General features: G+C 64.1%; 26 protein-coding genes. 15 read left to right on the top strand and 11 right to left on the bottom strand.

All coding sequences use genetic code 11. The features are described from left to right. Position 1 precedes the first annotated feature (1 nt). Positions 2-598, bottom strand: coding sequence for a sigma-E factor negative regulatory protein (locus HU825_RS10120; RefSeq protein WP_043295935.1), 597 nt, complete (start codon positions 596-598; stop codon positions 2-4). A 31-nt stretch (positions 599-629) separates the two neighbouring features. Beyond that, a complete protein-coding gene (gene rpoE, locus HU825_RS10115) occupies positions 630-1,211 on the bottom strand; it encodes an RNA polymerase sigma factor RpoE/AlgU (RefSeq protein WP_008566789.1) in 582 nt (193 codons plus the stop codon). A gap of 350 nt (positions 1,212-1,561) precedes the next feature. Between rpoE and nadB the strand changes: the two genes are divergently transcribed. Next, positions 1,562-3,178 (top strand): L-aspartate oxidase, encoded by a 1,617-nt coding sequence (gene nadB / locus HU825_RS10110; protein ID WP_043295934.1) that lies wholly within the window; start codon positions 1,562-1,564, stop codon positions 3,176-3,178. Here nadB and HU825_RS10105 read toward each other — a convergent pair. Both HU825_RS10105 and HU825_RS10100 read right to left on the bottom strand, forming a co-directional pair. After that, complete coding sequence (locus HU825_RS10105) at positions 3,147-3,602, bottom strand: protein YgfX (RefSeq protein ID WP_054093687.1); 456 nt, start codon at positions 3,600-3,602, stop codon at positions 3,147-3,149. The two genes, nadB and HU825_RS10105, sit on opposite strands and share 32 nt — an antisense overlap. Continuing rightward, positions 3,586-3,840, bottom strand: a complete 255-nt coding sequence (locus tag HU825_RS10100) for an FAD assembly factor SdhE (RefSeq protein WP_003287075.1) — start codon at positions 3,838-3,840, stop codon at positions 3,586-3,588. The genes HU825_RS10105 and HU825_RS10100 overlap by 17 nt, the downstream gene beginning before the upstream one ends. 158 nt (positions 3,841-3,998) lie before the next feature. Here HU825_RS10100 and HU825_RS10095 point away from each other — a divergent pair, with 158 nt between their 5' ends. Together HU825_RS10095 and HU825_RS10090 are read left to right on the top strand one after the other, a co-directional pair. Then, positions 3,999-4,946, top strand: a complete 948-nt coding sequence (locus HU825_RS10095) for a CAF17-like 4Fe-4S cluster assembly/insertion protein YgfZ (RefSeq protein ID WP_234301958.1) — start codon at positions 3,999-4,001, stop codon at positions 4,944-4,946. A gap of 81 nt (positions 4,947-5,027) precedes the next feature. Further along, entirely contained in the window at positions 5,028-5,864 is an 837-nt protein-coding gene (locus HU825_RS10090) for an HDOD domain-containing protein (protein WP_054093685.1), read from the top strand. Between the two features lie 20 nt (positions 5,865-5,884). Here the strand turns inward: HU825_RS10090 and ung are convergent, their stop codons facing one another. Further along, positions 5,885-6,580 carry a uracil-DNA glycosylase gene (gene ung / locus HU825_RS10085; RefSeq protein WP_054093684.1) on the bottom strand — a complete coding sequence of 232 codons (696 nt, stop codon included), beginning with the start codon at positions 6,578-6,580 and terminating at the stop codon, positions 5,885-5,887. Between the two features lie 254 nt (positions 6,581-6,834). Between ung and HU825_RS10080 the strand changes: the two genes are divergently transcribed. Together HU825_RS10080 and HU825_RS10075 are read left to right on the top strand one after the other, a co-directional pair. Further along, on the top strand, positions 6,835-8,079 hold the full coding sequence (locus HU825_RS10080; protein ID WP_043295929.1) for an ABC transporter substrate-binding protein: 1,245 nt from the start codon (positions 6,835-6,837) through the stop codon (positions 8,077-8,079). A 136-nt stretch (positions 8,080-8,215) separates the two neighbouring features. Continuing rightward, positions 8,216-9,034, top strand: coding sequence for an enoyl-CoA hydratase (locus HU825_RS10075; protein WP_054093854.1), 819 nt, complete (start codon positions 8,216-8,218; stop codon positions 9,032-9,034). Between the two features lie 16 nt (positions 9,035-9,050). Here the strand turns inward: HU825_RS10075 and HU825_RS10070 are convergent, their stop codons facing one another. Further along, positions 9,051-9,413, bottom strand: a complete 363-nt coding sequence (locus HU825_RS10070; RefSeq protein ID WP_054093682.1) for a hypothetical protein — start codon at positions 9,411-9,413, stop codon at positions 9,051-9,053. Between the two features lie 196 nt (positions 9,414-9,609). Between HU825_RS10070 and rsxA the strand changes: the two genes are divergently transcribed. The 8 genes from rsxA to HU825_RS10030 all read left to right on the top strand — a co-directional run bounded on the left by rsxA (position 9,610) and on the right by HU825_RS10030 (position 16,783). Further along, on the top strand, positions 9,610-10,194 hold the full coding sequence (gene rsxA, locus HU825_RS10065; protein ID WP_043295927.1) for an electron transport complex subunit RsxA: 585 nt from the start codon (positions 9,610-9,612) through the stop codon (positions 10,192-10,194). After that, complete coding sequence (gene rsxB / locus HU825_RS10060; protein WP_054093680.1) at positions 10,191-10,766, top strand: electron transport complex subunit RsxB; 576 nt, start codon at positions 10,191-10,193, stop codon at positions 10,764-10,766. The genes rsxA and rsxB overlap by 4 nt, the downstream gene beginning before the upstream one ends. Next, positions 10,763-13,270 carry an electron transport complex subunit RsxC gene (rsxC, locus tag HU825_RS10055; protein ID WP_234301957.1) on the top strand — a complete coding sequence of 836 codons (2,508 nt, stop codon included), beginning with the start codon at positions 10,763-10,765 and terminating at the stop codon, positions 13,268-13,270. The genes rsxB and rsxC overlap by 4 nt, the downstream gene beginning before the upstream one ends. A 78-nt stretch (positions 13,271-13,348) precedes the next feature. After that, the gene (rsxD, locus tag HU825_RS10050) at positions 13,349-14,377 is read left to right on the top strand and encodes an electron transport complex subunit RsxD (RefSeq protein WP_043295925.1); all 1,029 of its coding nucleotides are present in this window, start codon (positions 13,349-13,351) and stop codon (positions 14,375-14,377) included. 1 nt (position 14,378) lies between these two features. Beyond that, complete coding sequence (rsxG, locus tag HU825_RS10045) at positions 14,379-15,137, top strand: electron transport complex subunit RsxG (protein WP_043295924.1); 759 nt, start codon at positions 14,379-14,381, stop codon at positions 15,135-15,137. Continuing rightward, positions 15,134-15,847: an electron transport complex subunit E gene (locus tag HU825_RS10040; protein WP_043295923.1), complete on the top strand. Its 714-nt coding sequence runs from the start codon at positions 15,134-15,136 to the stop codon at positions 15,845-15,847. Before rsxG ends, HU825_RS10040 begins: the two co-directional genes overlap by 4 nt. Positions 15,848-15,857: 10 nt before the next feature. Then, positions 15,858-16,496: an endonuclease III gene (gene nth / locus HU825_RS10035; protein WP_008566806.1), complete on the top strand. Its 639-nt coding sequence runs from the start codon at positions 15,858-15,860 to the stop codon at positions 16,494-16,496. Between the two features lie 107 nt (positions 16,497-16,603). Further along, positions 16,604-16,783 carry a PA3496 family putative envelope integrity protein gene (locus tag HU825_RS10030; RefSeq protein WP_003287094.1) on the top strand — a complete coding sequence of 60 codons (180 nt, stop codon included), beginning with the start codon at positions 16,604-16,606 and terminating at the stop codon, positions 16,781-16,783. A 32-nt stretch (positions 16,784-16,815) separates the two neighbouring features. On the opposite strand, the gene gloA is transcribed toward HU825_RS10030, so the two are convergent. From gloA to HU825_RS10015, 3 genes are all read right to left on the bottom strand, one after another. Next, entirely contained in the window at positions 16,816-17,208 is a 393-nt protein-coding gene (gene gloA, locus HU825_RS10025) for a lactoylglutathione lyase (protein WP_003287095.1), read from the bottom strand. Positions 17,209-17,295: 87 nt separating this feature from the next. Beyond that, entirely contained in the window at positions 17,296-18,516 is a 1,221-nt protein-coding gene (locus tag HU825_RS10020) for an argininosuccinate synthase (protein WP_054093675.1), read from the bottom strand. A gap of 75 nt (positions 18,517-18,591) precedes the next feature. After that, positions 18,592-19,485, bottom strand: a complete 894-nt coding sequence (locus tag HU825_RS10015; RefSeq protein WP_054093674.1) for a flagellar protein MotY — start codon at positions 19,483-19,485, stop codon at positions 18,592-18,594. Positions 19,486-19,647: 162 nt separating this feature from the next. On the opposite strand from HU825_RS10015, the gene pyrC reads away from it, so the two are divergent. Both pyrC and rnt read left to right on the top strand, forming a co-directional pair. Next, entirely contained in the window at positions 19,648-20,691 is a 1,044-nt protein-coding gene (gene pyrC / locus HU825_RS10010; RefSeq protein ID WP_054093673.1) for a dihydroorotase, read from the top strand. Next, positions 20,688-21,362 carry a ribonuclease T gene (gene rnt / locus HU825_RS10005; protein ID WP_043295918.1) on the top strand — a complete coding sequence of 225 codons (675 nt, stop codon included), beginning with the start codon at positions 20,688-20,690 and terminating at the stop codon, positions 21,360-21,362. The genes pyrC and rnt overlap by 4 nt, the downstream gene beginning before the upstream one ends. Positions 21,363-21,464: 102 nt before the next feature. Here the strand turns inward: rnt and thrC are convergent, their stop codons facing one another. Both thrC and HU825_RS09995 read right to left on the bottom strand, forming a co-directional pair. After that, a complete protein-coding gene (gene thrC / locus HU825_RS10000; RefSeq protein ID WP_054093672.1) occupies positions 21,465-22,889 on the bottom strand; it encodes a threonine synthase in 1,425 nt (474 codons plus the stop codon). A 64-nt stretch (positions 22,890-22,953) separates the two neighbouring features. Next, complete coding sequence (locus HU825_RS09995; protein ID WP_234301956.1) at positions 22,954-24,258, bottom strand: homoserine dehydrogenase; 1,305 nt, start codon at positions 24,256-24,258, stop codon at positions 22,954-22,956. Between the last annotated feature and the right edge of the window lie 34 nt (positions 24,259-24,292).

Below are 24,292 nucleotides of genomic sequence, written 5' to 3'. Positions count from 1 at the left end.
CCTAACGTTCTTCCATGCTCGCGGCACGCGCATATGGCAGTGCACCCTCTGCACCACTACCAAATGCGGCCTGCTGTGCGTGTTGACGCACGTAGGACGGCAGCCGCTCTTCGTGCCAGCGCTCCACAGGAGCCGTCTGAGCCGCCGTCTGCGCCGGCGCTTCAACCTGCCCTTCGCTGTAGCCGGCCAGAACCGCCGGGCCCTGCCCAACCTGCGGAACAGCGAGGACAGGCTGAGCAGCTTGTTGTTGTGCCATCTGCGGACCGGCAACTTCGCTCTGATTGTACAGACGAACACCCGCCAGAACGGCGACGGTAACCGAAGCCGCTACCGCCAGCCGGCCAAGGCCGCGCCAAGGCGAGCCCTGCGGTTTGACTGGCACAGCCTCGTCGGCCAGCGCTGCGGAGACGGCAGCTGCAATATCCAGGCGCGGCTCGAGCAACTCCTTGTGCATGGCAGCACGGGCAATCTGGTAGCGCGACCAGGTCGACCGCATCTCACCGTCATCACCTGCGGCGAGCACACGACGTAATTCCAACTCGTCCGCTTCGTTATCCATCACCGCGGACAGCGATTCATGCAGGGCTTCACGACTCATGGCGGTTCCTCTCTTGGCTGTCGCCGCTGTCTCAGGACTCATGCAACAAGGGTTGCAACGCTTTATCTATGGCTTCGCGCGCCCGAAAAATCCGAGAGCGCACCGTTCCTACGGGACACTGCATCACGCTCGCGATGTCCTCGTAACTAAGACCATCAAATTCACGCAACGTTAGAGCGGTGCGCAAATCTTCGGGAAGCAATTGAATGGTCCGATGTACCGTATCTTCGATTTCGTCCCGAAGCAGCGAGCGTTCGGGAGACTCGATATCCTTCAGGGCGTGATCGCCTTCGTAAAACTCGGCATCTTCGGAACTCACATCACTGTCCGGCGGACGTCTGCCACGCGCCACCAGATGGTTCTTCGCCGTATTGATGGCGATGCGGTACAGCCACGTATAGAACGCACTGTCACCGCGAAAATTTGCGAGTGCACGATAGGCTTTGATGAAAGCCTCTTGCGCCACATCTTGGGCCTCATGAGAGTCATGAACGAAACGCACGATCAGACCAAGAATCTTGTGCTGGTACTTCAGCACAAGGAGATCGAACGCTCGCTTGTCGCCCCGCTGCACTCGCTCAACCAGCTGCTGGTCCTGCTCCTGGGTCAGCATGTATACGCCTCCGTCCTACCGAAGGGGTATCGCTCACACCAGCAAACCGACCTGCCAGAATAGACACGGGCTCTACGCAAAAGTTCTCCCCCTACTAGCAAGCTATCCTGCAATACCTGACGGCGATTGCACCCTGGTGTCGCAATCGAAATTCGCGGTCTATGCCGCCCTGGTGTCCCTGGCAGACCGGACCGTCGTGCACCAAGAGTCCGGTCTGCATCCACAACTATTTATTGAGCGAATCGGACCCAAAAAAGTTCCACTGACTCAGCAACATATAAATCCGGCCACTGTCTCGTCGCGGGCCTCGCTCTATATACTACGAAACGATTTCTCCGCGGAACTCGCTCATGAGCCACCATCATCGGTACGACGTACTAGTCATCGGCAGCGGGGCCGCCGGCCTGACGCTGGCGCTGAACCTGCCAAGCCATCTGCGCATCGCCGTGCTCAGCAAGGGCGACCTTGCCAACGGATCGACCTATTGGGCCCAGGGCGGAGTTGCCGCCGTACTGGATGACACCGACACGGTGGAATCCCACGTCGCCGATACCCTGGTGGCGGGCGGAGGACTGTGTCGCGAAGAGGCTGTGCGTTTCACCGTCGAGCACAGCCGCGATGCTATCAAGTGGCTCATCGAGCAGGGTGTACCTTTTACTCGTGACGACACGCCGGACCGCGAGGATGGCAGCTTCGAGTTCCACCTGACGCGCGAGGGAGGCCACAGCCATCGGCGCATCATCCACGCTGCCGATGCCACCGGCGCTGCCATCTTCAATACGCTGCTGACTCGCGCGCAGGCCCGAAGCAATATCGAATTGCTGCAGCAGCGCGTCGCGGTGGACCTGATCACCGAGCGCAAGCTGGGTCTTGCCGGCAAGCGCTGCCTCGGCGCGTACGTGCTGAACCGCAACAGCGGTGAAGTGGAGACCTTCCAGGCCCGCTTCGTCGCCCTGGCCACCGGCGGCGCCGCGAAGGTGTATCTGTACACCAGCAACCCCGACAGCGCCTGTGGCGACGGCATCGCCATGGCCTGGCGCGCGGGTTGCCGAGTGGGCAATCTGGAGTTCAACCAGTTCCATCCGACCTGCCTATACCACCCCCAGGCCAAGAGCTTCCTGATCACCGAAGCACTGCGCGGCGAGGGGGCGCTGCTCAAGCTGCCCAACGGCGAACGCTTCATGCCGCGCTTCGATCCGCGCGAGGAACTGGCGCCACGCGATATCGTGGCCCGTGCGATAGACCACGAGATGAAACGCCTTGGCATCGACTGCGTCTACCTGGACATCAGCCACAAACCGGCCGACTTCATCCGCGGCCACTTCCCGACGGTCTACGAACGCTGCCTGACGTACGGCATCGACATCACCCGCCAGGCCATCCCGGTGGTTCCAGCCGCGCATTACACCTGCGGCGGCGTGGTGGTCGACCAGCATGGCCGCACCGACATTCCGGGACTGTACGCGATAGGCGAAACCAGCTTCACCGGCCTGCACGGGGCGAATCGCATGGCGAGCAACTCGCTGCTCGAATGCTTCGTCTATGGGCGCGCGGCCGCTGAGGACATGCTCCGCCAGCTGCCGGAAATAGAGCTGGCGGGCAACCTGCCGGCCTGGGATGCCAGCCAGGTCACCGACTCCGACGAGGACGTGATTATCGCGCACAACTGGGACGAACTGCGGCGTTTCATGTGGGACTACGTCGGCATCGTGCGCACCAACAAGCGCCTGATGCGCGCGCAGCATCGGGTCAAGCTGCTGTTGGATGAGATCGACGAGTTCTATTCAAACTACAAGGTCAGCCGCGATCTCCTGGAGCTACGCAACCTCGCACTGGTAGCGGACCTGATGATTCGCTCGGCGATGCAGCGCAAGGAAAGCCGCGGCCTGCACTTCACCTTGGACTACCCCGAGCAACTGCCGGTGGCGGTCGATACTATTCTGCAGCCGCCCACCTATTGCGACTGAACTTCAGCCGCACCCGTAACCGCCGGTGGTCCCCCACCGGCAGCGCATCGCGCGCAATGCAGATGCCACGGGTGACGCGCTGCCCCGGCAGACGAAAACGCAGCACTATCGCAATCGGCAATGCCAGGCTGTCGGGGCGCAACTGGATCGGCTGCCAGCCGGTGCGCTTCGACCACAGGCTCCAGCCATCATCATCGTGGCGCAGCCCGCGCCAGGCGGCAGGACTGTTCAGCAGAATGGACCTTGGCAGGACCCACCCCGCATGCGCGGCGCCGAACATCCACAACAGAGTCTTGAGCGACAGCGGCGCCGCGGACAGCCCGACACCGACCAGCGCCAGCCCCTGTAGCAACAGATAGAGTCCCAGCAGCAGGCGCGACGCCTGCCAGTGGCACTCGAAGGGCGCCTTACTGCGGCTGGACACGATCAAGGATCATGCGAACCATGCGACGCAGGTCCTCATCCTCGGGCTCGCCCCGCTGCATGAACCAGCCGAACAGATCCTGATCCTCGCAGCTCAACAGCTTGCGATAGCGCTGCTGATCCGCCTCATCCAGCCCCGGATAGACTTCCTTGACGAATGGCACCAGCAGCACGTCCAGCTCGAGCATGCCGCGACGGCTCTGCCAGAACAGGCGGTTGAGTTCAGATTGATCGACCATGCGACGGCTCCTTCGTAGGGGGCCGGCATTATAGCGACAGCCGCCGGCAAGCGGCACGCCGACGACCGTCTATTCGTACATCGCGGCCGTTGCGGGGCGGCTGCCTTTTCGCGGCCGCCTGCTATGATGGCCGCCCGGATTTCTCACGGCGACCGACCATGACCGACACTGCCTATTTTTGCGTCCTGTCGCATGAAGGCGTCCTTGCCGTACGCGGCCCAGACGCCAGCAAGTTCTTGCAGGGTCAGCTGACCTGCAACCTCAACTACCTCGATCACGCCACCTCCAGCCTCGGCGCCCGCTGCACCCCGAAGGGGCGGATGCAATCGAGTTTTCGCATTCTGACTGAAGGCAACGGCCTGCTGCTGGCGATGGCCAGCGAGCTGCTGCAGCCGCAACTCGCCGATCTCGGCAAGTACGCCGTATTTTCCAAGTCGCAACTGAGCGATGAAAGTGCGCTCTGGTGTCGCTTCGGCCTGAGCCAGGGAGATGGCGCCCTGGTCGGCCTCGGGCTCGAGTTGCCCCAGACCGCCGATCAGGTGGTACGCGGCAATGGTCTGATTGCGCTGCGTCTGGCCGACGGACGTGCCGAGCTGTGGTGCAAGGCGCAGGATGCCGAGCAGGTCCGCCTGCGTCTAGGTGCCCAGCTTGCCGAAGCCCCGCTCCAGCGCTGGCTGCTCGACCAGATTCGCGCCGGCGTGGGCCAGGTCTTCGGGACCACGCGCGAGCTGTTCATTCCGCAGATGATCAATCTGCAGGCATTGGGCGGGGTCAGCTTTAAGAAAGGCTGTTACACCGGACAAGAAATCGTTGCGCGCATGCAATACCTCGGCAAGCTCAAACGCAGGCTGTATCGCCTTGCCGCGGAAGGCGCGCAGAGCGAACTGCCAGCCGCAGGCGTCGAGCTGTTCTCGCCGGTGCACGGCTCGAGCGTGGGCGAGGTCGTGTTGGCGGCAGCCGCCGGAAATGGCATGGAACTGCTGGCGGTGGTCCAGGAAGACGCCGTCGCAGACGGCCGCATCTTCCTCGGTTCGCCCGATGGCATACCGCTGAATTTGCTTGACCTTCCCTACACCTTGAACGCCGACCAGGAAATCCAGCGCTGAAGCCCGTATAAACGGCGGTCACACGGCCGACAGCACATCGCGGCTGGCCATGACGCAGCACTCCACGACTGAAGGAATCGCATGAGCACCCTCGCCGACAAGGTTCAACGCGAACTGACCCACGCCATCGAGAACGACGAACTGATTCTTCCGACGCTGCCAGAAGTGGCGTTGCAGGTGCGCGAAGCCGCAGAAGACCCGGACGTCAGCATCCTCGCGCTGAGCAAGGTGATCGGCAACGACGCCGCGCTGACCGCTCGCATCATCAAGGTGGTCAACAGCCCGCTGCTGCGCACCAATCGCGAGATCACCGATCTGCAGATGGCGATCAGCCGCCTGGGCATCAATTACACCTGCAACCTCGCCACGGGCCTGGCCATGGAGCAGATGTTTCAGGCCACGACCGATGTGGTCGATCGCAAGATGCGGGAAGTCTGGAACAAGAGCACGGAGGTGGCGGCCATCAGCCACGTGCTGTGCCGGCACTACACGCGCCTGCTGCCTGATCAGGCGACGCTGGCGGGCCTCGTGCACCAGATCGGCATCCTGCCCATCCTCACCTATGCCGAGGAGCACGGCGAACTGATGGCCGATTCCATCAGCCTCAATCATGTGATCGACCGCATCCATCCCTTGCTTGGCGAAAAGATCCTGCGCGCCTGGGACTTTCGCGAGCCGATCGCGATCGTGCCCGGCCAATACAGCGATTTCACCCGAAACTCGCCGACGGTCGACTATGTCGACATCGTGCAAGTCGCCACACTGCAAAGCTACCTGGGCAGCAATCACCCCTACACGCAGCTGGACTGGAGCCAGATTCCGGCATTCACCAAGCTCGGCCTGGACCCAAGCACCCTGCTTCAGGAAGACGAGGACCTCTCGGCCGCAATGGACGCGGCGATGAGCATGCTTCAGTAAGCGGAACTGAGCTGCCCGCGCTAGACCTGCGCGGGTAGCTGCCAGTCGATCGGCTGCATGCCGTGCTGCCGGAGAAACTGGTTGGTGCGGCTGAAATGGCCGTTACCCAGAAAACCGCGATGCGCCGAGAGCGGCGAAGGGTGCGCCGACTTGAGAATCAGATGGCGGGTTGGGTCGATCAGCCGCGCCTTGCTCTGCGCATGCGCACCCCAGAGCAGAAAAACCAGATGCGGCCGCCGCTCGCTCACCACCTCGATGACCCGATCGGTGAAGCGCTGCCAGCCAGCGCCGGCATGCGAGCCGGCATTGCCCTGCTCCACGGTCAGCGAGGTATTGAGCATCAGCACCCCCTGATCCGCCCAATGCTGAAGATAGCCGTGACCCGGCGGATCAATGTTCAGATCGCGCTTGAGCTCCTTGAAAATGTTCTGCAGCGACGGTGGCGGCGCAACGCCCGGCTGCACCGAGAAGCACAGCCCGTGGGCCTGCCCGGGCCCGTGGTAGGGATCCTGTCCGAGGATGACCACCTCGACCCGCTCCAGCGGCGTCGAATTCAGCGCATTGAAGATCAGCGGCCCGGGTGGGTAGATGATCTTGCCAGCCGCTTTCTCACGACGCAGGAAAGCGGACAGCTCATGCATATAAGGCTTATCGAACTCCTCACGCAGCGCATCCCGCCAGCTCGGTTCGAGCTTGATTCGATCATCCTGGGTCATCGGTTCACCTTTGCTTGCGACGGAGCTGCCGCACCCTAGAAAAGCCGCGGCGCGCTGTCAACGCAAACCCCAGCGCCGTCTCCAACCGATGCGTTGCGCCGGGTCAACAAGGCGAAAGTCGAAACGCCATCAAAATGCTGCCGCAGTCACATTGGCGGCCGCGAAGCTTCCCCGAGGTAATGACGCCCGTTCCACGTCGGAGTAAAAAGCGGCAATTGCCAACAACCATAACAAGTAAGCAAGGAACTCCCGCGATGAAACGGACTACCCTCCTGGCGCTCATGCTGAGCTGCTGCGCTGCGGTCCAGGCAGCCGATCCCATCAAACTGGGCCTGAACTACCCCCGCACCGGCAGCTACAAGGAAGAGGGCCTCGCCCAGATGCGCGGCGCGCTGCTGGCCATCGACGAAATCAATGCCCGCGGCGGCGTGCTTGGTCGTCCGCTGGAGCTGATCAGCCGCAACAGCGCCTCGCGCCCGGAAAAGGCTGTCGCCAACGTCGACAAGATGGCCGACGAAGGCGTCGCGATGCTCTTCGGCGGGGTGTCCAGCGCCGTTGCCATCGCTGCCAGCAAGCGTGCCAAGGAACATGGCCTGCTGTACTTCGGCACCCTGACCTACTCCAACGACACGACCGGCAAGGACGGCCATCGCTATATGTTCCGCGAGTGCAACAACGCCTGGATGAGCGCTCAGGTGCTGGGGCAATACCTCAACCAGAATCTGCCGGGAAAACGCTATTTCTACGTCACCTCCGATTACACCTGGGGCCACACCAGCGAAAGTTCGCTGCGCCAGGCCACCGGCACCACTGACCAGAACAAGCACCCTGGGGTGAAGACCGCCTTCCCCGGCGCCCGGCTGTCCGACTATCGCAAGGCCCTGCAGCAGGCGGCCAGCAGTGACACCGAAGTGCTGGTGCTCGTGCTGTTCGGCGAGGATCTGGTGCGCGCCATGCGCATCGCCGATGAACTCGGCCTGAACACCAAGATGCAGATCGCTGTGCCCAACCTGACCCAGAGCATGGTCGAGCTCGCCGGCCCGGACATCATGCGCGGCGTCCTTGGCACCGAGCCCTGGACCTGGCGCGTTCCCGAACTGGAGGGCTCCGAACGCGGGCAGGCCTTCGTTCGCAACTTCGACGAGCGCTACCAGACCCATCCGTCCAGCTCCGCCGCCTCGGCATACAGCATCGTGCATCAATGGGCCGACGCCGTCACGCGTGCCCGCAGCCTTGCCAGCGAGTCGGTGATCGCCGCGCTGGAAAACCATCGCTACAAATTGCTCAAGGATGAGCAGCACTGGCGCAGCTTCGATCACCAGAACGTGCAGACGGTGTATGCCGTACGCGTCAAGCCGCGCGAGGAAGTGCTCAGGGACCGTTTCAAGCAGGACTACTTCGAGATCGTCCATCGCCTCGATGGCGACCAGGCAGCGCCTACACTTGCCCAATGGCAGGAAGAGCGGCGCAGCGCCGGACAGGCCAACGCCCTGCAGTAAGCACCTCGGAAGCGGGTTGCCAGCACAGGCGGCCCGCCCTTAGCGGACGGGCTGATCCCCGACGACTCGCGCTCCTCGCTGCCTTGATAGAGCCGCCCCGCTGCGCATGCCGGCGGGCATCGCCGAGGACGACCACATGAGCACCGCACTCGAACCGTATCAGTCCGGGGTCTTCGACCTGACCCACAAACTGACCGTGGAAAAGCACGGTCACACCGCCCTCATCACTATCAACCATCCGCCGGCCAATACCTGGGATCGCGAATCGCTGATCGGCCTCAAGCTGCTGATCGAGCATCTCGACCATGACGACGCCATCTATGCGCTGGTGATTACCGGCCGGGGTGCCGAATTCTTCAGCGCCGGTGCCGACCTACAGCTGTTCGCCGACGGCGACCGCCTGCGCGCCCGGGAAATGGCGCGCCGCTTCGGCGAGGCCTTCGAGGCGCTGCGTGACTTTCGCGGTGTCACCATCGCGGCGATCAACGGTTTCGCGCTCGGCGCCGGGCTGGAATGCGCGCTGGCCTGCGACCTACGCATCGCCGAACAACATGCGCAGCTCGGCCTGCCGGACGCGGCGGTCGGCCTACTGCCCTGCGCAGGCGGCACCCAGGCACTGGCGTGGCTGGTCGGCGAAGGCTGGGCCAAGCGGATGATTCTTTGTGGGGAACGCATCACCGCCGAAACGGCACTGCGCATCGGCCTGGTCGAGCAGCTCGCAGAGTCCGGCGAATCACGTGGACATGCCCTGCTGCTGGCGGCTCGCATCGCCCGCCAGAGCCCGGTGGCAATCCGCGCGATCAAACCCTTGATCAATGGCGCTCGCCAGCGTCTGCCGGATACCTTCGCGGCCGCCGAGCGTGAAGCCTTCGTCGAACTGTTCGAGGCCGAGGACACGCTGGAGGGCATCAACGCGTACCTGGAAGAGCGAGAGCCACGCTGGCGTAATCGCTAATACCCACGCGGCGCGTTCAGTAGCGCTCGTAGCGATGGCGATAGTCGTAGCGGCGCTGCTGCAGCGAGCGATAGTCGCGCCCGTCGCGGATCAACGGCGGCCGCTGCTGGTAATGCCGATCCTGCCAGTAGTACGGCCGCCCCGTTTCCCAATGCCGCTGGTAATAGCGCGGCGGCAACTGCCCCTGATAGCGCGGGGGCAGATTGGGCTGATGACGCGGGTAATACGGATATGGATTGCGCGGATCGTAGCGATACGGCGGCACATCACCGCGATGGATTGGCGGGTTCGCTGGCGCCCACACGCGATTGTCACGATCAGCCTGCGCTGGCGCCAGCCACACCAGACTGCACAGGAGCAACACGACACGAATGTTCATCTGTCACCTCCGAAGCGCAAGGCCCCCATCTGTCGGTTTGACCGCGGCCGGCGGCATCCGAATGCGGACGAGCAAAACGTTGCAATGGGCGCGTTCGCCACCGCGACGGCCAGTCGCAGCTTGTTTGCCTGCGGTGGCTTCCCGATAATAGCGGCCCTTCAGCCTCATGGCTCCGCAGCGCGCGACGGAACTTCTGATGACCGAACTCGCCCTGATCATGGTTAGCGCCATCCTGGTCAACAATTTTGTACTGGTACAGTTTCTCGGTCTATGCCCGTTCATGGGCGTCTCGAAGAAGATCGAGACCGCCATCGGCCTGTCCCTGGCGACCACCTTCGTGCTCACACTGGCGGCGATGTGCAGTTACCTCGTGCAGCAGTATGTGCTCAAGCCGCTGGATCTGGAGTTTCTGCGAACCATCAGTTTCATTCTGGTGATCGCGGTGGTGGTGCAGTTCACCGAAATGGTGGTTAACAAGACCAGCCCGCTGCTCTATCGCGTGCTAGGGATCTTCCTGCCGCTGATCACCACCAACTGCATCGTGCTCGGCGTCGCCCTGCTCAACGCCAACAAGAGCGAGTTCACCTTCCTGACCGCCACCGTCAACGGGTTCGCCGCCGGGCTCGGCTTCTCACTGGTGCTGGTGCTGTTCGCCGCCATGCGTGAGCGCATCGCCATCGCCGACGTGCCCCGGTCGTTCCAGGGCGCCTCCATCGGCCTGATCACCGCCGGCCTGATGTCGCTGGCGTTCATGGGCTTCACCGGGCTGATCAAGCTATGAGCCTGGTGCTCGTGGCGGTTCTCGCCCTGCTGGCGCTCTGTCTGGCGTGCGGTGCGATTCTCGGCTTCGCCGCAGTGCGCTTTCGCGTCGAGGGCGACCCCATCGCCGAACAGATCAATGCCCTGTTGCCACAGACCCAGTGCGGCCAGTGCGGCTATCCCGGCTGCAAGCCCTACGCCGAGGCGATTGCCGCCGGCGACAAGATCAATAAATGCCCGCCCGGCGGCGAAGCGACCATCCAGGCGCTGGCCGACCTGCTGGACGTCGAAGCCGAGCCGCTGGACGCTGAAGGCGGCGAGAAACCGCAGATGGTTGCCTATATCCGCGAGGCCGAGTGCATCGGCTGCACCAAGTGCATCCAGGCCTGCCCGGTGGACGCCATCGTCGGCGCGGCGCGGCAGATGCATACGGTGATCGTCAGCGAATGCACCGGCTGCGACCTGTGCGTCGAGCCCTGTCCGGTGGATTGCATCGACATGATCGAACTGGGCAGCAACCTGCAAAGCTGGAAATGGGATCAGCCGCTGGCGCCCGGCCAGCTGATCGGCACGGATCGGGAGCAGGCCGCATGAGTGTCACAGCGAAGAACGACGCGGGCGTAGCACGCACAAGCCATGCGGATGCCACGAAAGTCTGGGACATTCCCGGCGGCATTCACCCGGCCGAGCACAAGGCGCTGTCCAACCGCACGTCGATCCAGCCGGCGCCGCTGCCCAAGCGGCTGATCGTGCCGCTGGCGCAGCACCTCGGCGCACCGGCCGAGCCGTGCGTGCAGCTCGGCGAGCGCGTACTCAAGGGGCAGAAGATCGCCGATGCTGCAGGCCTGATCAGCGCGCCAGTGCATGCACCGACTTCGGGCGTGGTCAGTTTCATCGGCCCACAGCCTTACCCGCACGCATCCGGCCTGCCCAGCACCGCAATCGTCATCGACAGCGACGGCCTGGAGCAGTGGACCGAACTGCATCCGCAGCCGCATTACCGCTCTGTCGAGCCCGCCGTGCTGCTTGAAATCATCCGCCAGGCCGGCGTCAGCGGTCTTGGCGGCGCGGGCTTTCCCGCCGCAGTCAAACTGGGCGCACGCACCACGCAGAAAATTCACACCCTGATCATCAACGGCACCGAATGCGAGCCGTACATCACCGCCGACGACCTGCTGATGCGCGAGCAGGCCGAACAACTGGTGGCCGGGATCGAGATTCTTGCCTATCTGATCGGACCCGAGACGATCCTCATCGGCATCGAGGACAACAAACCCGAGGCCATCGCCGCCGTGCGCGCGGCGGTCGGTGAGCGACCATTCACCGTCAAGGTGTTCCCGACCAAGTATCCGTCGGGCGGCGAGAAACAGCTGATCCAGATCCTCACTGGCGAGGAGGTGCCCAGCGGCGGCCTGCCGGCGGACATCGGCATGCTCTGCCAGAACGTCGGCACCTGCGTGGCCATCCACGACGCGGTGCTGCTCGGCAAACCGCTGATCTCACGTGTCACCACGCTCACCGGCGAAGCGCTGGCTCGCCCGATGAACGTCGAGGCGCTGATCGGCACGCCGGTGCGCGAACTGCTGGAGTTCGCCGGGCTCGACGCGTCCCGCCTCGACCGCCTGCTCATGGGCGGCCCGATGATGGGTTTCACCTTGCCCAGTCTCGATGTGCCGCTGATCAAGACCACCAATTGCTTGCTGGCCGTCACGGCCGCCGAGCTACCGCCACCCGCCCCGGCGCTGCCATGCATTCGCTGTGGCGAGTGTGCCGAAGCCTGTCCCGCCAGCCTGCTGCCGCAGCAGCTGCACTTCTTCGCGCTCGGCCACGAGCATGCGCAGCTGCGCGCGCACAACCTGTTCGACTGCATCGAATGCGGCGCCTGCGCCTACGTCTGCCCATCGAGCATTCCCTTGGTGCAGTACTACCGGGCGGCCAAGGCGGAAATCCGCGAGCTGGAGCTCAAGCAGCAGAAGGCCGAACACTCCAAGCAGCGCTTCGAGTTGCGCCAGGAGCGCTTGCGCCGCACCGAGGAACACAAGGAAGCCGAGCGCAAGGCCCGCGCCGAGAAAGCTGCACGCGCCAAAGCGGCGCAGACACCGTCCGCCGGCGCGCCAGGAGAGGACGATCCCGCAGCCGGCAAGAGCAATCCGTTGAGCGATGAGCAGAAGCGCCTGAAGATCGAGGCCAGTCTGGCCCAGGTCACGCTGAAGAAAGCCGAAAAACAGCTGGCGACCCACGCCACTGCGGAACTGCAGGCGCAGGTCGCTGAACTGCGGCAAGCTGCCGAAGCTGCACAACGGGCGCTGGCCGCTGCCGTACCGCCGGCTGCGCCTCCGCCTGCGGGGGACGAAGCGCTGAAAAAAGCCAAGATCGAGGCCGCGATGCTCCGCGCGCAGATCCGCAAGCTCGAAAAAACCGAAGCCCCGGATGACGACCAGCAGGCCGAACTGGCCCGCCTGCGTCAGCAGCTGCACGCGGCCGAGACGGCCCTGAGCACAGCCGCAAGCGCCGCGCCCAGCGCACCCGCCAAACCCGCAGGCGACGAGGCCCTGAAGAAAGCCAAGATCGAAGCCGCGATGCTCCGGGCGCAGATTCGCAAGCTGGAAAAAATCGAAGCCCCGGACGACGACCAGCAGGCCGAACTCGCCCGCCTGCGCCAGCAGCTGCACGCAGCCGAGACGGCCCTGGCGGAAGCTGAAAGCGCCAGGCCCAGCGCACCCGCCAAACCCGAGGGCGACGAGGCACTGAAGAAAGCCAAGATCGAACTAGCACTCAAGCGCGCCGAGCTGAAGAAAGCCGAACAGGCGGGCTGCGCGGATGCTGAGCTGGCCCGCCTGCGCGACGCCTTCGCTGCCGCCGAGCAGGCCCTGCATGCCGCCGAGGCGGACTCCGGGAAGCCCGCACCGGTCCTCCTGCGCACCAGCAAGCCGGGCGTCGACGAACGCTTGCGCGAATTGAAGACCGACGTGGCGTTTGCCCGCGCCGACCTGCGCAAGCTCGAACGCGACCCGGCCAGCGCCGCAGCCAGCATCGAATCGGCACGCGCTCGTCTGCTGACTGCAGAGCAACGCCTGGCCGAGCATATGGACGGCTGACGAGGCCGCACCGAACACACCCTCATGGTCGCGCCGGCATCGGTGCCACCGCACAAAACCACAGGAACCACAGCACCAATGGCCCTGCCCCGCATCACATCGCCCCATGCCCAGGGCGGCAACCGCACCCAGCGCGTCATGCTGCTGGTGCTCGCCGCGACGCTGCCCGGCGTGATTGCCCTGACCTGGCTGTACGGCGCCGGCACGCTGATCAACCTGTGCTGGGCCAGCGCAGTGGCACTGGCCTGCGAAGCGGCCGTCCTCCAGCTGCGCGGCCGTCCGGTGCGCTTCTTCCTGCGCGATGGCAGCGCACTGGTCACCGCCGTGCTGCTGGCGCTGGCGCTGCCACCCTACTCTCCCTGGTGGCTGACGCTCATCGCCACTGGCATCGCCATCGTCTTCGGCAAGCAGCTGTATGGCGGGCTGGGGCAGAACCCCTTCAACCCGGCGATGGTCGGTTACGTAGTCGTGCTGATCTCCTTCCCAGTGGAGATGACCACCTGGCCGGTGCCCCATGGCGTCGGCCTTCTGGATGGATTGCGGCAGATACTCGGTATCGGTTCGCTGCCCGACGGCTGGAGCCAGGCCACCGCGCTGGACGTGCTCAAACTCAACAACCGGCTGACCATCGAGGAGTTGTGGCGCAACCCCGCCTTCGGGCATTTCGGCGGCATCGGCTCGGAGGTGGTCAATCTCGCCTTCCTCGCCGGCGGCCTGTTTCTTCTGCATCGGCGATTGTTCAGCTGGCACGCACCGGTCGGCATGCTCGGCGCGCTGGCGCTGATGAGCCTGCTGTTCTGGAACGGCGCCGGCTCCGACAGCCACGGCTCGCCGCTGTTCCACCTGCTCAGCGGCGCCACCATGCTCGGCGCCTTCTTCATCGTCACCGACCCGGTGAGCGGCGCCACCAGCACCCGGGGCCGACTGATCTTCGGTGCCGGCGTCGGCGTCCTGGTGTATGTGATCCGCGCCTGGGGCGGCTATCCGGATGGCGTCGCTTTTGCCGTGCTGCTGATGAACCTCGCGGCGCCGACGATCGACTACTACACGCGCCCGCGCACCTATGGCCATCGCAAGGCCGAGCGCGGCTTCAAGCTGGGCGAATGACATGATGCTTCCGGAAATCAGCCGCTCGATGCTGAAGAACGCCGCCGTACTCGGCCTGTTCGCCATCGTCACCGTGGGCACCGTCACACTGCTGCAGCAGGGCACCGCCGAACGCATTCAGGCCGCCGAGCGCGAGGCGCAGGTTCGCGCGCTCGGCGAGATCCTGCCCCCGGGCAGCTACGACAATCATCTGCTTGACAACGTGGTCGAGGTGCATGATCGGCTGCTGGGCAACCGCCAGCCGCTGCCCGCCTACATTGCCCGCAAGGATGGCCAGCCGGTTGCGGTCATTCTCCAGGCCACCGCGCCGGACGGCTACAGCGGCGCCATCCGCCTGCTGGTCGGGGTGCTCGCCGACGGCCGCCTGGCTGGCGTACGCGTACTCAGCCACCGGGAAACCCCGGGCCTGGGCGACAAGATCGAGCTGGCAAAAAGCAACTGGATCCATGCCTTTGCCGGCAAGTCGCTGAGCGACCCCGACGAAGCGGGCTGGGCAGTGAAGAAGGATCGAGGCGACTTCGACCAGTTCGCCGGCGCCACCATCACCCCGCGCGCCGTGGTCGGCGCTGTGCATCGCGCCCTGCAGTACTTCGATGCGCACAAGGACGAACTGCTGCAGGGCGCCAATACCGCTGCGGACGACGCGACCGCCCCGGCTGACGAGCCTGTCAGCACCATCCACTCGCGCGCCGGCACGGCAACCAGCGACGAGCTGCGTGCCCGCGAGCCGGCCGTCACGCCGCAAGGGAGCACGCCATGAGCACACCCAGCTACCGCGAACTGACCCTCAACGGACTGTGGAAAAATAACCCCGGCCTGGTACAGCTGCTGGGCTTGTGCCCGCTGCTGGGCGTGAGCAACTCGGCCGTTAACGCGCTGGGCCTGGGGCTGGCGACCATGCTCGTGCTGGCCTGCTCGAACATTGCCGTATCGCTGGTACGCGGCGTGGTGAATACCGCCGTGCGCCTGCCGGCCTTCGTGATGATCATCGCCGCACTGACCACCTGCATCGAGCTGCTGATGCAGGCCTTCACCTACGAGCTGTACCAGATTCTGGGTATCTTCATCCCGCTGATCACCACCAACTGCATCATCCTTGGCCGCGCCGACGGCTTCGCCGCCAAGCACAAGCCGCTGGTGGCCGGCTACGACGGACTGGTGATGGGCCTGGGTTTCTGTCTGGTGCTGGTGGTGCTCGGCAGCATCCGCGAACTGCTTGGTACAGGCGCGCTGTTCGCCAACATGCAGCTGCTGCTCGGCCCGCTGGCGGCCAACTGGCAGATCACGCTGATCAAGGACTACCAGGGTTTCCTGCTGGCGATTCTACCGCCCGGCGCCTTCATCGTGCTGGGCCTGCTGATCGCGCTGAAGAACCGCATCGACGAACAACTCGCCGCCCGCGCCGCGGCGCGCGAACCGAAGGTCGCCGCAGCGAGCCGGCGGGTGCGTGTCACCGGGGTCATCGAATGAAGCTGCCTGAATGAATGCCACAAAACGCCGGGAGATCTTCCGACGCCTGCACGAAGACAACCCCGAGCCCAAGACCGAGCTGGCGTACAGCACACCGTTCGAGCTGCTGATCGCTGTGATTCTTTCGGCGCAGGCGACCGATGTCGGGGTGAACAAGGCCACCGCTCGGCTGTTTCCGGTAGCCAATACCCCGGAAGCGATCTACGCCCTCGGCTATGACGGGCTCTGCGAGTACATCAAGACCATCGGTCTGTATCCGAGCAAGGCAAAGAACGTCATCGAGACCTGCCGGATTCTGGTGGAAAAGCACGGCAGCCAGGTGCCGGACAATCGCGAAGACCTCGAGGCGCTGCCGGGCGTGGGTCGCAAGACCGCCAACGTGGTGCTCAACACGGCCTTTCGCCAGTTCACGATGGCGGTTGATACGCACATCTTTCGCGTCAGCAACCGCACCGGCATCGCGCCAGGCAAGAACGTGCTGGAGGTCGAGCGCAAGCTGATCAAGTTCGTGCCCAAGGAGTATCTGCTCGACGCCCACCACTGGCTGATCCTGCATGGTCGCTATGTCTGCAAGGCTCGCAAACCGCAGTGTGGGAGCTGTCGTATCGAGGACCTGTGCGAATACAAGCACAAGACCTCAGACGATTGAGTTCACCTGATAAATTCTTCTGTCACGATTGAAAAAATCTTTTTTACCGAGCCCGGGTTTGCCGCTATAAGGTGCGCCAAAGCGCCCAGTAGCCTTGGAGTGAACACGTGGCCGAGAAAGAAGATATCCAGATCGAAGACGATTTCATCGCCGAAGACGACGACGAAACCACCGATGCCCCTGCCGAAGTCGCCAAGACCAACCTGACCAAGCGCCGCATCATCGACAACCTGCTAGAAGAGCGACGCCTGCAGAAGCAGCTCAACGACTTCGATTTCGACCTGTAAAAAAAAAGCCCCTTTCGGGGCTTTTTTATAGGTCAGTCGCGGCGCTGCGGCGAGAGCAGCTCGATCTTGTAGCCGTCCGGATCCTCGATGAACGCCAGAATGCTCGAGCCATGCTTCATCGGCCCCGGCTCACGGGTGACCTTGCCACCACGGGCACGAATGTCCTCGCAGGCCTTGTAGACATCTTCCACCTCCAGGGCGATATGGCCGTAGCCATCGCCCAGCGCGTAATGCTCCACTCCCCAGTTCTGCGTCAGCTCGATCACGCTGTTATGCGCCTCGTCGCCATAGCCGACGAACGCCAGGGTGAACTGGCCATCCGGGTAATCCTTGCGGCGCAGCAGCGTCATGCCCAGCACTTCGGTATAGAAGGCGATGGATTTGTCCATGTCGCCAACGCGCAGCATGGTATGCAGCAGTCTCATGGGTAGGTTCTCCTCGCAGATACGGTGCATAAAGCAAGACCCCGGCGCAGGGCCGGGGTCGGGTCAGGCTCGGGTCCGCGCAGCTTATCAGAGCGGCGAACGGCCTTTGCCAGCGGCGATGCGCATGCGCAGGGCGTTCAGCTTGATGAAGCCACCGGCGTCGGCCTGGTTGTAGGCGCCGGCATCGTCCTCGAAGGTGGAGATGCGGGTGTCGAACAGGCTGTCGTCGGATTTGCGGCCGGTGACGATGACGTTGCCCTTGTACAGCTTCAGGCGCACCACGCCGTTCACGTGCTCCTGGGAGGCGTCGATCATGGTCTGCAGCATCTGGCGCTCGGGGCTCCACCAGTAGCCGTTGTAGATCAGGCTGGCGTACTTGGGCATCAGCTCATCCTTCAGGTGAGCGACTTCGCGGTCCAGGGTGATCGACTCGATGGCGCGGTGGGCCTTCATCATGATGGTGCCGCCGGGGGTTTCGTAGCAGCCGCGGGACTTCATGCCCACATAGCGGTTTTCCACGATGTCCAGGCGACCGATGCCGTTGGCGCCGCCGATCTCGTTCAGCTTGGCCAGCACGGTGGCCGGGGTCATCTCGACGCCGTCGATGGCGACGATGTCGCCCTTGCGGTAGGTCAGTTCGATGTAGGTGGGAACGTCAGGCGCCTTCTCTGGGGAGACGGACCAGCGCCACATGTCTTCCTCGTGCTCGGTCCAGGTGTCTTCCAGCACGCCGCCTTCATAGGAGATGTGCAGCAGGTTGGCGTCCATGGAGTACGGGGACTTCTTGCCGGCCTTGGCGAAATCGACCGGGATCTTCGCCTTTTCGGCGTAGGCCATCAGCGTTTCACGGGAAGTCAGGTCCCACTCGCGCCAGGGCGCGATCACCTGCACGCCCGGCTTGAGCGCATAGGCGCCCAGCTCGAAACGCACCTGGTCGTTGCCCTTACCGGTGGCGCCATGAGAGATGGCGTCGGCGCCGGTCTCGTTGGCGATCTCGATCAGGCGCTTGGCGATCAGCGGACGGGCAATGGAGGTGCCCAGCAGGTATTCGCCTTCGTAGATTGTGTTGGCGCGGAACATCGGGAACACGAAGTCGCGGACGAATTCTTCGCGCAGGTCGTCGATGTAGATTTCCTTGACGCCCATCGCCTGTGCCTTGGCGCGAGCCGGCTCGACTTCCTCACCCTGGCCCAGATCGGCAGTGAAGGTCACCACTTCACAGTTGTAGGTGTCTTGCAGCCACTTGAGAATCACCGAGGTGTCCAGGCCACCGGAATAGGCCAGAACCACCTTCTTAACGTCCGCCATGCCATCAGCTCCACGGTTGTACGGAAAACCGTGGATTCTACCGATCACGGGGCTGTATTTACAGGGGCGCGCGCCTCAGCTAGCCGGTGTCGTCGGCGCCGTCGCTGCGGTCTCGCTGACCGGTTCGCGCTCCAGACGCAGCGTCACGCGGCGATTCTTCGCCCGTGCCGCGGCGCTGTCGTTGCGTACCAGCGGATAGCGCTCGCCATGGAAGCGGAGGGTAATCTGCGCCTCCGGCACGCCGTTGGCCTGCAAGTACTCCTGGACCGCCACCGCCCTTCTGCGCGACAGATCGCGATTGGTCAGGCGGTTGCCGCTGTTGTCCGAATGCCCGTCGAGCACGATGCGATTGACGCTGGGATCGGCCTTGAGGAACTGCAGGATGATGTCCAGCTTGGCCCGAGCGACATCGTCCAGCACCACGTCGCCGGACGGAAAACCGACCTGCGACTGGCGCACCTGATCGTAGTTGACCGGCAGCAGCTTGGCCGCGCACGCGCGATAGTCTTCGTACGCCTTGGCGAATCGCGCCGGCAGCAGGCGCACCTCCAGCGTTTCGCCGCCGTGCAGGGTGCGGTGACGCACGACCGGGCTACGGCCTTCGAGCAGCCCGCTGAGCAGGCGTCCGGCCTGCAGATGCGAGCTGTTGAACGGAATCTCCCCGCCACCGACCGATACCACGCCCAGGTTGATATCGCCTCGCGCCGGCTGCCAGGGCGCCGCGGCCGCATAGAGCGTGGCCGCCCCCGCGCCCAGCCAGCGTTGCGGGGACTGCAGACGGAAGATCGCCTCCTCGCCGGCGCGCCGGACGAACTGCCCGCTGCCGAAACCGGCGATCGGCTGGCTCAGGCGGCACTCGAACTGATCCCCCTCGACATGCCATTGCACCCGCTCCAGACGGGTCTGGAAGGTGATAGCGTCGGCCGGGGAGGCCAACAGGCAGCACAGCACGAGCGGACGCAGGCGCACGGGAAACTCCGGAGAGAACGCATTCCTCCGGGGTATCGGAGCGATGCCACAAAACTTGAGTCGCTACCGCCCGCGCACGCTCCGGGCTCCCGGGCGCGACACGTGCCGCCGGCAGGCTTTTCCGGTAGCATTCGCGCACGTTTCACCCGCCAGGAAACCCGCATGTCCGACCGAATCACCCTGCTGCGCCCCGACGACTGGCATATCCACCTGCGCGACGGCGCGGTGCTATCGCACACCGTGGCCGACGTCGCGCGCCAGTTCGCCCGCGCGATCATCATGCCCAACCTGGTGCCGCCAGTACGCAACGCCGATGAAGCCGCCGCCTATCGCCAGCGTATCCTCGCCGTCCGCCCGGACGGCAGTCGCTTCGAGCCCCTGATGGTGCTCTACCTCACCGACAGCACCCGCGCCGAAGATGTGCGCGCGGCCAAGGCCAGCGGCTTCGTGCACGCGGCCAAGCTCTACCCTGCCGGCGCCACCACCAACTCGGCATCGGGCGTAACGCGGATCGACAACATCTTCCCCGTACTGGAAACGATGGCCGAGGTCGGGCTGCCTCTGCTGGTGCACGGCGAGGTGACGCGCAGCGAGATCGACATCTTCGACCGCGAGAAGCATTTCATCGACGAGCAGCTGAGCCGTGTGACCGAGCGCTTCCCGCAGCTGAAGGTAGTGTTCGAGCACATCACCACGCGCGATGCCGTGCAGTTCGTCGAGGCGGCCGGGGCCAATGTCGGCGCCACCATCACCGCCCACCACCTGCTGTATAACCGCAACCACATGCTGGTCGGCGGCATTCGCCCACATTTCTTCTGCCTGCCCGTTCTGAAGCGCAACGTGCATCAGGAAGCACTGCTGGATGCCGCTACCAGCGGCAATCGGAAGTTCTTCCTCGGCACCGATTCGGCGCCACATGCCCAGCACGCCAAAGAATCCGCCTGCGGCTGCGCAGGCTGCTATACCGCGCATGCGGCCATCGAGCTGTATGCCGAGGCCTTCGAGCAGCGCAACGCACTGGCCCGGTTGGAAGCGTTCGCCAGCCATTTCGGCGCCGACTTCTATGGCCTGCCGCGCAACACCGAGCAGATCACGCTGGTGCGCGACGCCTGGGAGATGCCGGCCAGCCTGCCGTTCGGCGAGCAGCAGCTGATTCCGCTGCGCGCCGGGGAAATCCTGCGCTGGCGCCTGGAGGCAAGCAGATGAGCGAAGAGCACTTCGACGACGAGCTGGACGCCAACCAGCCGGGCCGCCCACGCTCGCCGATGGCGCGTCGCTTCCGCGGCTTCCTGCCCGTCGTCATCGACGTCGAGTGCGGCGGTTTCAACTGCGCCACCGACGCCTTGCTGGAAATCGCCGCGGTGACCATCGGCATGGATGAGCAGGGCCTGCTCTATCCGCAGGAGACGCAGTTCTTTCGCGTCGAACCGTTCGCCGGCGCCAACATCGAGCCGGCAGCATTGGAATTCACCGGCATCAAGCTCGATCACCCGTTGCGCATGGCAGTCAGTGAAGACCACGCGCTGCACGAGATCTTCCGCAACGTGCGCAAGGCAGTGAAGTCCAGTGGCTGCAAGCGGGCGATTCTGGTCGGTCACAACAGCAGCTTCGACCTGGGCTTCCTTAACGCCGCGATCGCCCGCTGCGATATCAAGCGCAACCCGTTCCATCCATTTTCCAGCTTCGACACCGCCACGCTCGCCGGCCTTGCCTACGGCCAAACCGTACTGGCCAAGGCCTGCCAGGCTGCCGGGATCGATTTCGACGGGCGCGAGGCACACTCGGCACGCTACGACACCGAGAAGACGGCCGAACTGTTCTGTGGGATCGTCAACCGCTGGCGGGAAATGGGTGGCTGGGAAGAGTTCGACGAATAACCCCACAGCGACATCCGCCGCGGCGGCGAGGCGTCTGAAACGCCCCCGCTAGAATGTAAAAGGCCAGTCTCGCGACTGGCCTTTTACCTTGCTGCGCTCCGCTTACAGCGGCTTACCGCGATTACCATGCTGACTGACGAAGGCCTGAACCGCCTTCAACTCATTGGCCAGCACCGTGCAGCGCTCAGGCCGCTCGAACAGATCGGCCAGGTGCACCGGCAGCCCGAGCGCCTTGCCCACTCCTGCCTTCTGCACTGCCTCAGGGAACTTCACCGGATGAGCGGTGCCCAGCGTCACCATCGGCACGCTCAGGCTGCGTCGACATTCACGCGCGGCGCGCACGCCAATCGCGGTGTGCGGATCGAGCAATTCACCGGTTTCGCGGAACACTTCGGCAATGGTCGCGCAGGTCTGCGCATCATCCACCGCAAGCGAATCGAATAGCTTGCGCGCCTCGGTCCAGCGGTCTTCCTCGACCGACAACTTGCCGCTGGCCCTGAACGCATCCAGCAGATCAGCCACGGCCTTGCCATTACGCCCGTGCAGGTCGAACAGCAAACGCTCGAAGTTGGACGACACCATGATATCCATCGACGGCGACAACGACGGGTGCAGGGTGTCCTTGTCGTAGCGATTGCCGGACATGAAGCGGTGCAGGATGTCGTTGCGGTTGGTGGCGACGATCAGCTGGCTCACCGGCAGGCCCATGTTGCGCGCCAGGTAACCGGCAAAGATGTCGCCGAAGTTGCCAGTCGGCACCGAGAACGCTACCGAACGTGCAGGACCACCCAGCTGCAGCGCCGCATGGAAGTAGTAGACGATCTGGGCCATGATCCGCGCCCAGTTGATCGAGTTGACCGCCACCAGCCGGGTGCCCTTGAGGAAGCCCTGGTCGGCGAAGCTGGCCTTGACCATCTCCTGGCAGTCGTCGAAGTTGCCTTCGATGGCGATGTTGTGGATGTTGTCGCCGGCGATGGTGGTCATCTGCCGGCGCTGCACTTCCGACACTCGGTTATGCGGATGCAGGATGAAGATGTCGACGTTCTCGCAGCGGCGGCAACCTTCGATGGCGGCCGAGCCGGTATCGCCGGAGGTCGCACCCATGATCACCACGCGCTCGCCGCGCTTGGCCAGCACGTAGTCGAGCAGGCGGCCGAGCAGCTGCAGGGCAAAATCCTTGAAGGCCAAGGTGGGGCCGTGGAACAGCTCCAGCACCCACTCGTTACCGTTCAGCTGGCGCAGCGGCGCCACCGCAGCGTGGGCAAATACGCCACCTTCGCCAGTGGCGTAGGTCTGCTCGAGAATCTGCTTGAAATCGGCATCCGGAATGCTGCCGCTGACGAACGGCCGCATCACCCGGAAAGCCAGCTCGTGGTACGGCAGCCCCGCCCAGGAGGCGATCTCCTCGACGGTGAAGCGCGGCAGGTTTTCCGGCACATAGAGGCCGCCGTCGCTGGCCAGACCGGCCAGCAGCACATCTTCGAAATTCAGGGCCGGAGCCTGGCCGCGGGTACTGATGTAGCGCATTTTGCAAACCTTCGGTTTGAGCCTGAAACCGCAAGCAGCAAGGCCTACGGCTCGTAAGCTCCGGTTAGTTCAGTTGTTCGACGCGAATCCGCACGACCTTGTCCGCCACGTCGTCGAGCGCTTCGAGCGCGGCAATCGCGTCATCGATGCGCTGCTCGACAACCCGATGGGTGACCAGAATCACCGGCACCAGGCCATCATGCTCCTCGACTTCCTTCTGCATGATCGACTCGATGTTGATCCCGCGCTCGGAGAGGATGGTGGCGACCTGCGCCAGCACACCCGGATGATCCTTGGCCTGGATGCGCAGGTAGTAGGCGCTCTCGCAGGCGGCAATCGGCAGGATCGGATGATCGGACAGCGAATCCGGCTGGAACGCCAGATGCGGCACGCGATTATGCGGGTCGGTGGTCAGCGCGCGGGCGACATCGACAAGATCGGCGACCACCGCCGATGCGGTCGGCTCCATGCCGGCCCCGGCGCCGTAGTAAAGCGTGCTGCCCACGGCATCGCCATTGACCATCACCGCGTTCATGACACCGTTGACGTTGGCGATCAGGCGATCGGCGGGAATCAGGGTCGGGTGCACCCGCAGTTCGATGCCCGCTTCGGTGCGACGGGCCACGCCGAGGTGCTTGATGCGGTAGCCCAGCGCTTCGGCATAGTTGACGTCGGCGGTAGTCAGCTGGCCGATGCCTTCGGTATAGGCTTTGTCGAACTGCAGCGGAATGCCGAAGGCAATGGAAGCTAGGATGGTCAGCTTGTGCGCAGCGTCGATGCCTTCGACATCGAAGGTCGGATCGGCCTCGGCGTAACCCAGTGCCTGTGCCTCCTTGAGCACGTCCGCGAAGGCCCGCCCCTTGTCGCGCATCTCGGTGAGAATGAAGTTGCCAGTGCCGTTGATGATCCCGGCCACCCAGTTGATACGGTTGCCGGCCAGCCCTTCGCGAATCGCCTTGATTACCGGAATGCCACCGGCCACCGACGCCTCGAATGCGACGATCACGCCCTTCTCGCGGGCTTTGGCGAACAGTTCGTTACCGTGGACAGCGATCAGCGCCTTGTTGGCGGTAACCACGTGCTTGCCGTTATCGATGGCCTTGAGCACCAGCTCGCGCGCCAGCGTATAACCGCCGATCAGCTCTACGACGATATCGATCTCGGGATTGTTGACGACGTCGAACACGTCATCGGTTACCGGGGTGCCGGTGGTGTCGCACTTGGGGTTTGGCTGGCGTGTGGCGATCTGCGCGACCTCGATGCCACGTCCGGCGCGGCGGGCAATCTCCTCGGCGTTGCGCTTGAGCACATTGAAGGTACCGCCACCGACGGTTCCCAGCCCACAGATGCCAACTTTCACCGGTTTCAAGCTGCACTCCCCCATTTACGGCGATCGACCGGGG

It is taken from the genome of Pseudomonas phenolilytica (assembly GCF_021432765.1).
In the GTDB taxonomy this organism is placed as follows: domain Bacteria; phylum Pseudomonadota; class Gammaproteobacteria; order Pseudomonadales; family Pseudomonadaceae; genus Stutzerimonas; species Stutzerimonas phenolilytica.
This window is presented reverse-complemented; position numbering and strand designations above follow the sequence as displayed.

Coding starts and splice junctions, on each gene's coding strand:
- HU825_RS10120 (WP_043295935.1), bottom strand. CDS start 598: ATGAGTCGTGAAGCCCTGCATGAATCGCTGTCCGCGGTGATGGATAAC.
- rpoE (WP_008566789.1), bottom strand. CDS start 1,211: ATGCTGACCCAGGAGCAGGACCAGCAGCTGGTTGAGCGAGTGCAGCGG.
- nadB (WP_043295934.1), top strand. CDS start 1,562: ATGAGCCACCATCATCGGTACGACGTACTAGTCATCGGCAGCGGGGCC.
- HU825_RS10100 (WP_003287075.1), bottom strand. CDS start 3,840: ATGGTCGATCAATCTGAACTCAACCGCCTGTTCTGGCAGAGCCGTCGC.
- HU825_RS10095 (WP_234301958.1), top strand. CDS start 3,999: ATGACCGACACTGCCTATTTTTGCGTCCTGTCGCATGAAGGCGTCCTT.
- HU825_RS10090 (WP_054093685.1), top strand. CDS start 5,028: ATGAGCACCCTCGCCGACAAGGTTCAACGCGAACTGACCCACGCCATC.
- ung (WP_054093684.1), bottom strand. CDS start 6,580: ATGACCCAGGATGATCGAATCAAGCTCGAACCGAGCTGGCGGGATGCG.
- HU825_RS10080 (WP_043295929.1), top strand. CDS start 6,835: ATGAAACGGACTACCCTCCTGGCGCTCATGCTGAGCTGCTGCGCTGCG.
- HU825_RS10075 (WP_054093854.1), top strand. CDS start 8,216: ATGAGCACCGCACTCGAACCGTATCAGTCCGGGGTCTTCGACCTGACC.
- HU825_RS10070 (WP_054093682.1), bottom strand. CDS start 9,413: ATGAACATTCGTGTCGTGTTGCTCCTGTGCAGTCTGGTGTGGCTGGCG.
- rsxA (WP_043295927.1), top strand. CDS start 9,610: ATGACCGAACTCGCCCTGATCATGGTTAGCGCCATCCTGGTCAACAAT.
- rsxB (WP_054093680.1), top strand. CDS start 10,191: ATGAGCCTGGTGCTCGTGGCGGTTCTCGCCCTGCTGGCGCTCTGTCTG.
- rsxC (WP_234301957.1), top strand. CDS start 10,763: ATGAGTGTCACAGCGAAGAACGACGCGGGCGTAGCACGCACAAGCCAT.
- rsxD (WP_043295925.1), top strand. CDS start 13,349: ATGGCCCTGCCCCGCATCACATCGCCCCATGCCCAGGGCGGCAACCGC.
- rsxG (WP_043295924.1), top strand. CDS start 14,379: ATGATGCTTCCGGAAATCAGCCGCTCGATGCTGAAGAACGCCGCCGTA.
- HU825_RS10040 (WP_043295923.1), top strand. CDS start 15,134: ATGAGCACACCCAGCTACCGCGAACTGACCCTCAACGGACTGTGGAAA.
- nth (WP_008566806.1), top strand. CDS start 15,858: ATGAATGCCACAAAACGCCGGGAGATCTTCCGACGCCTGCACGAAGAC.
- gloA (WP_003287095.1), bottom strand. CDS start 17,208: ATGAGACTGCTGCATACCATGCTGCGCGTTGGCGACATGGACAAATCC.
- HU825_RS10020 (WP_054093675.1), bottom strand. CDS start 18,516: ATGGCGGACGTTAAGAAGGTGGTTCTGGCCTATTCCGGTGGCCTGGAC.
- pyrC (WP_054093673.1), top strand. CDS start 19,648: ATGTCCGACCGAATCACCCTGCTGCGCCCCGACGACTGGCATATCCAC.
- rnt (WP_043295918.1), top strand. CDS start 20,688: ATGAGCGAAGAGCACTTCGACGACGAGCTGGACGCCAACCAGCCGGGC.
- thrC (WP_054093672.1), bottom strand. CDS start 22,889: ATGCGCTACATCAGTACCCGCGGCCAGGCTCCGGCCCTGAATTTCGAA.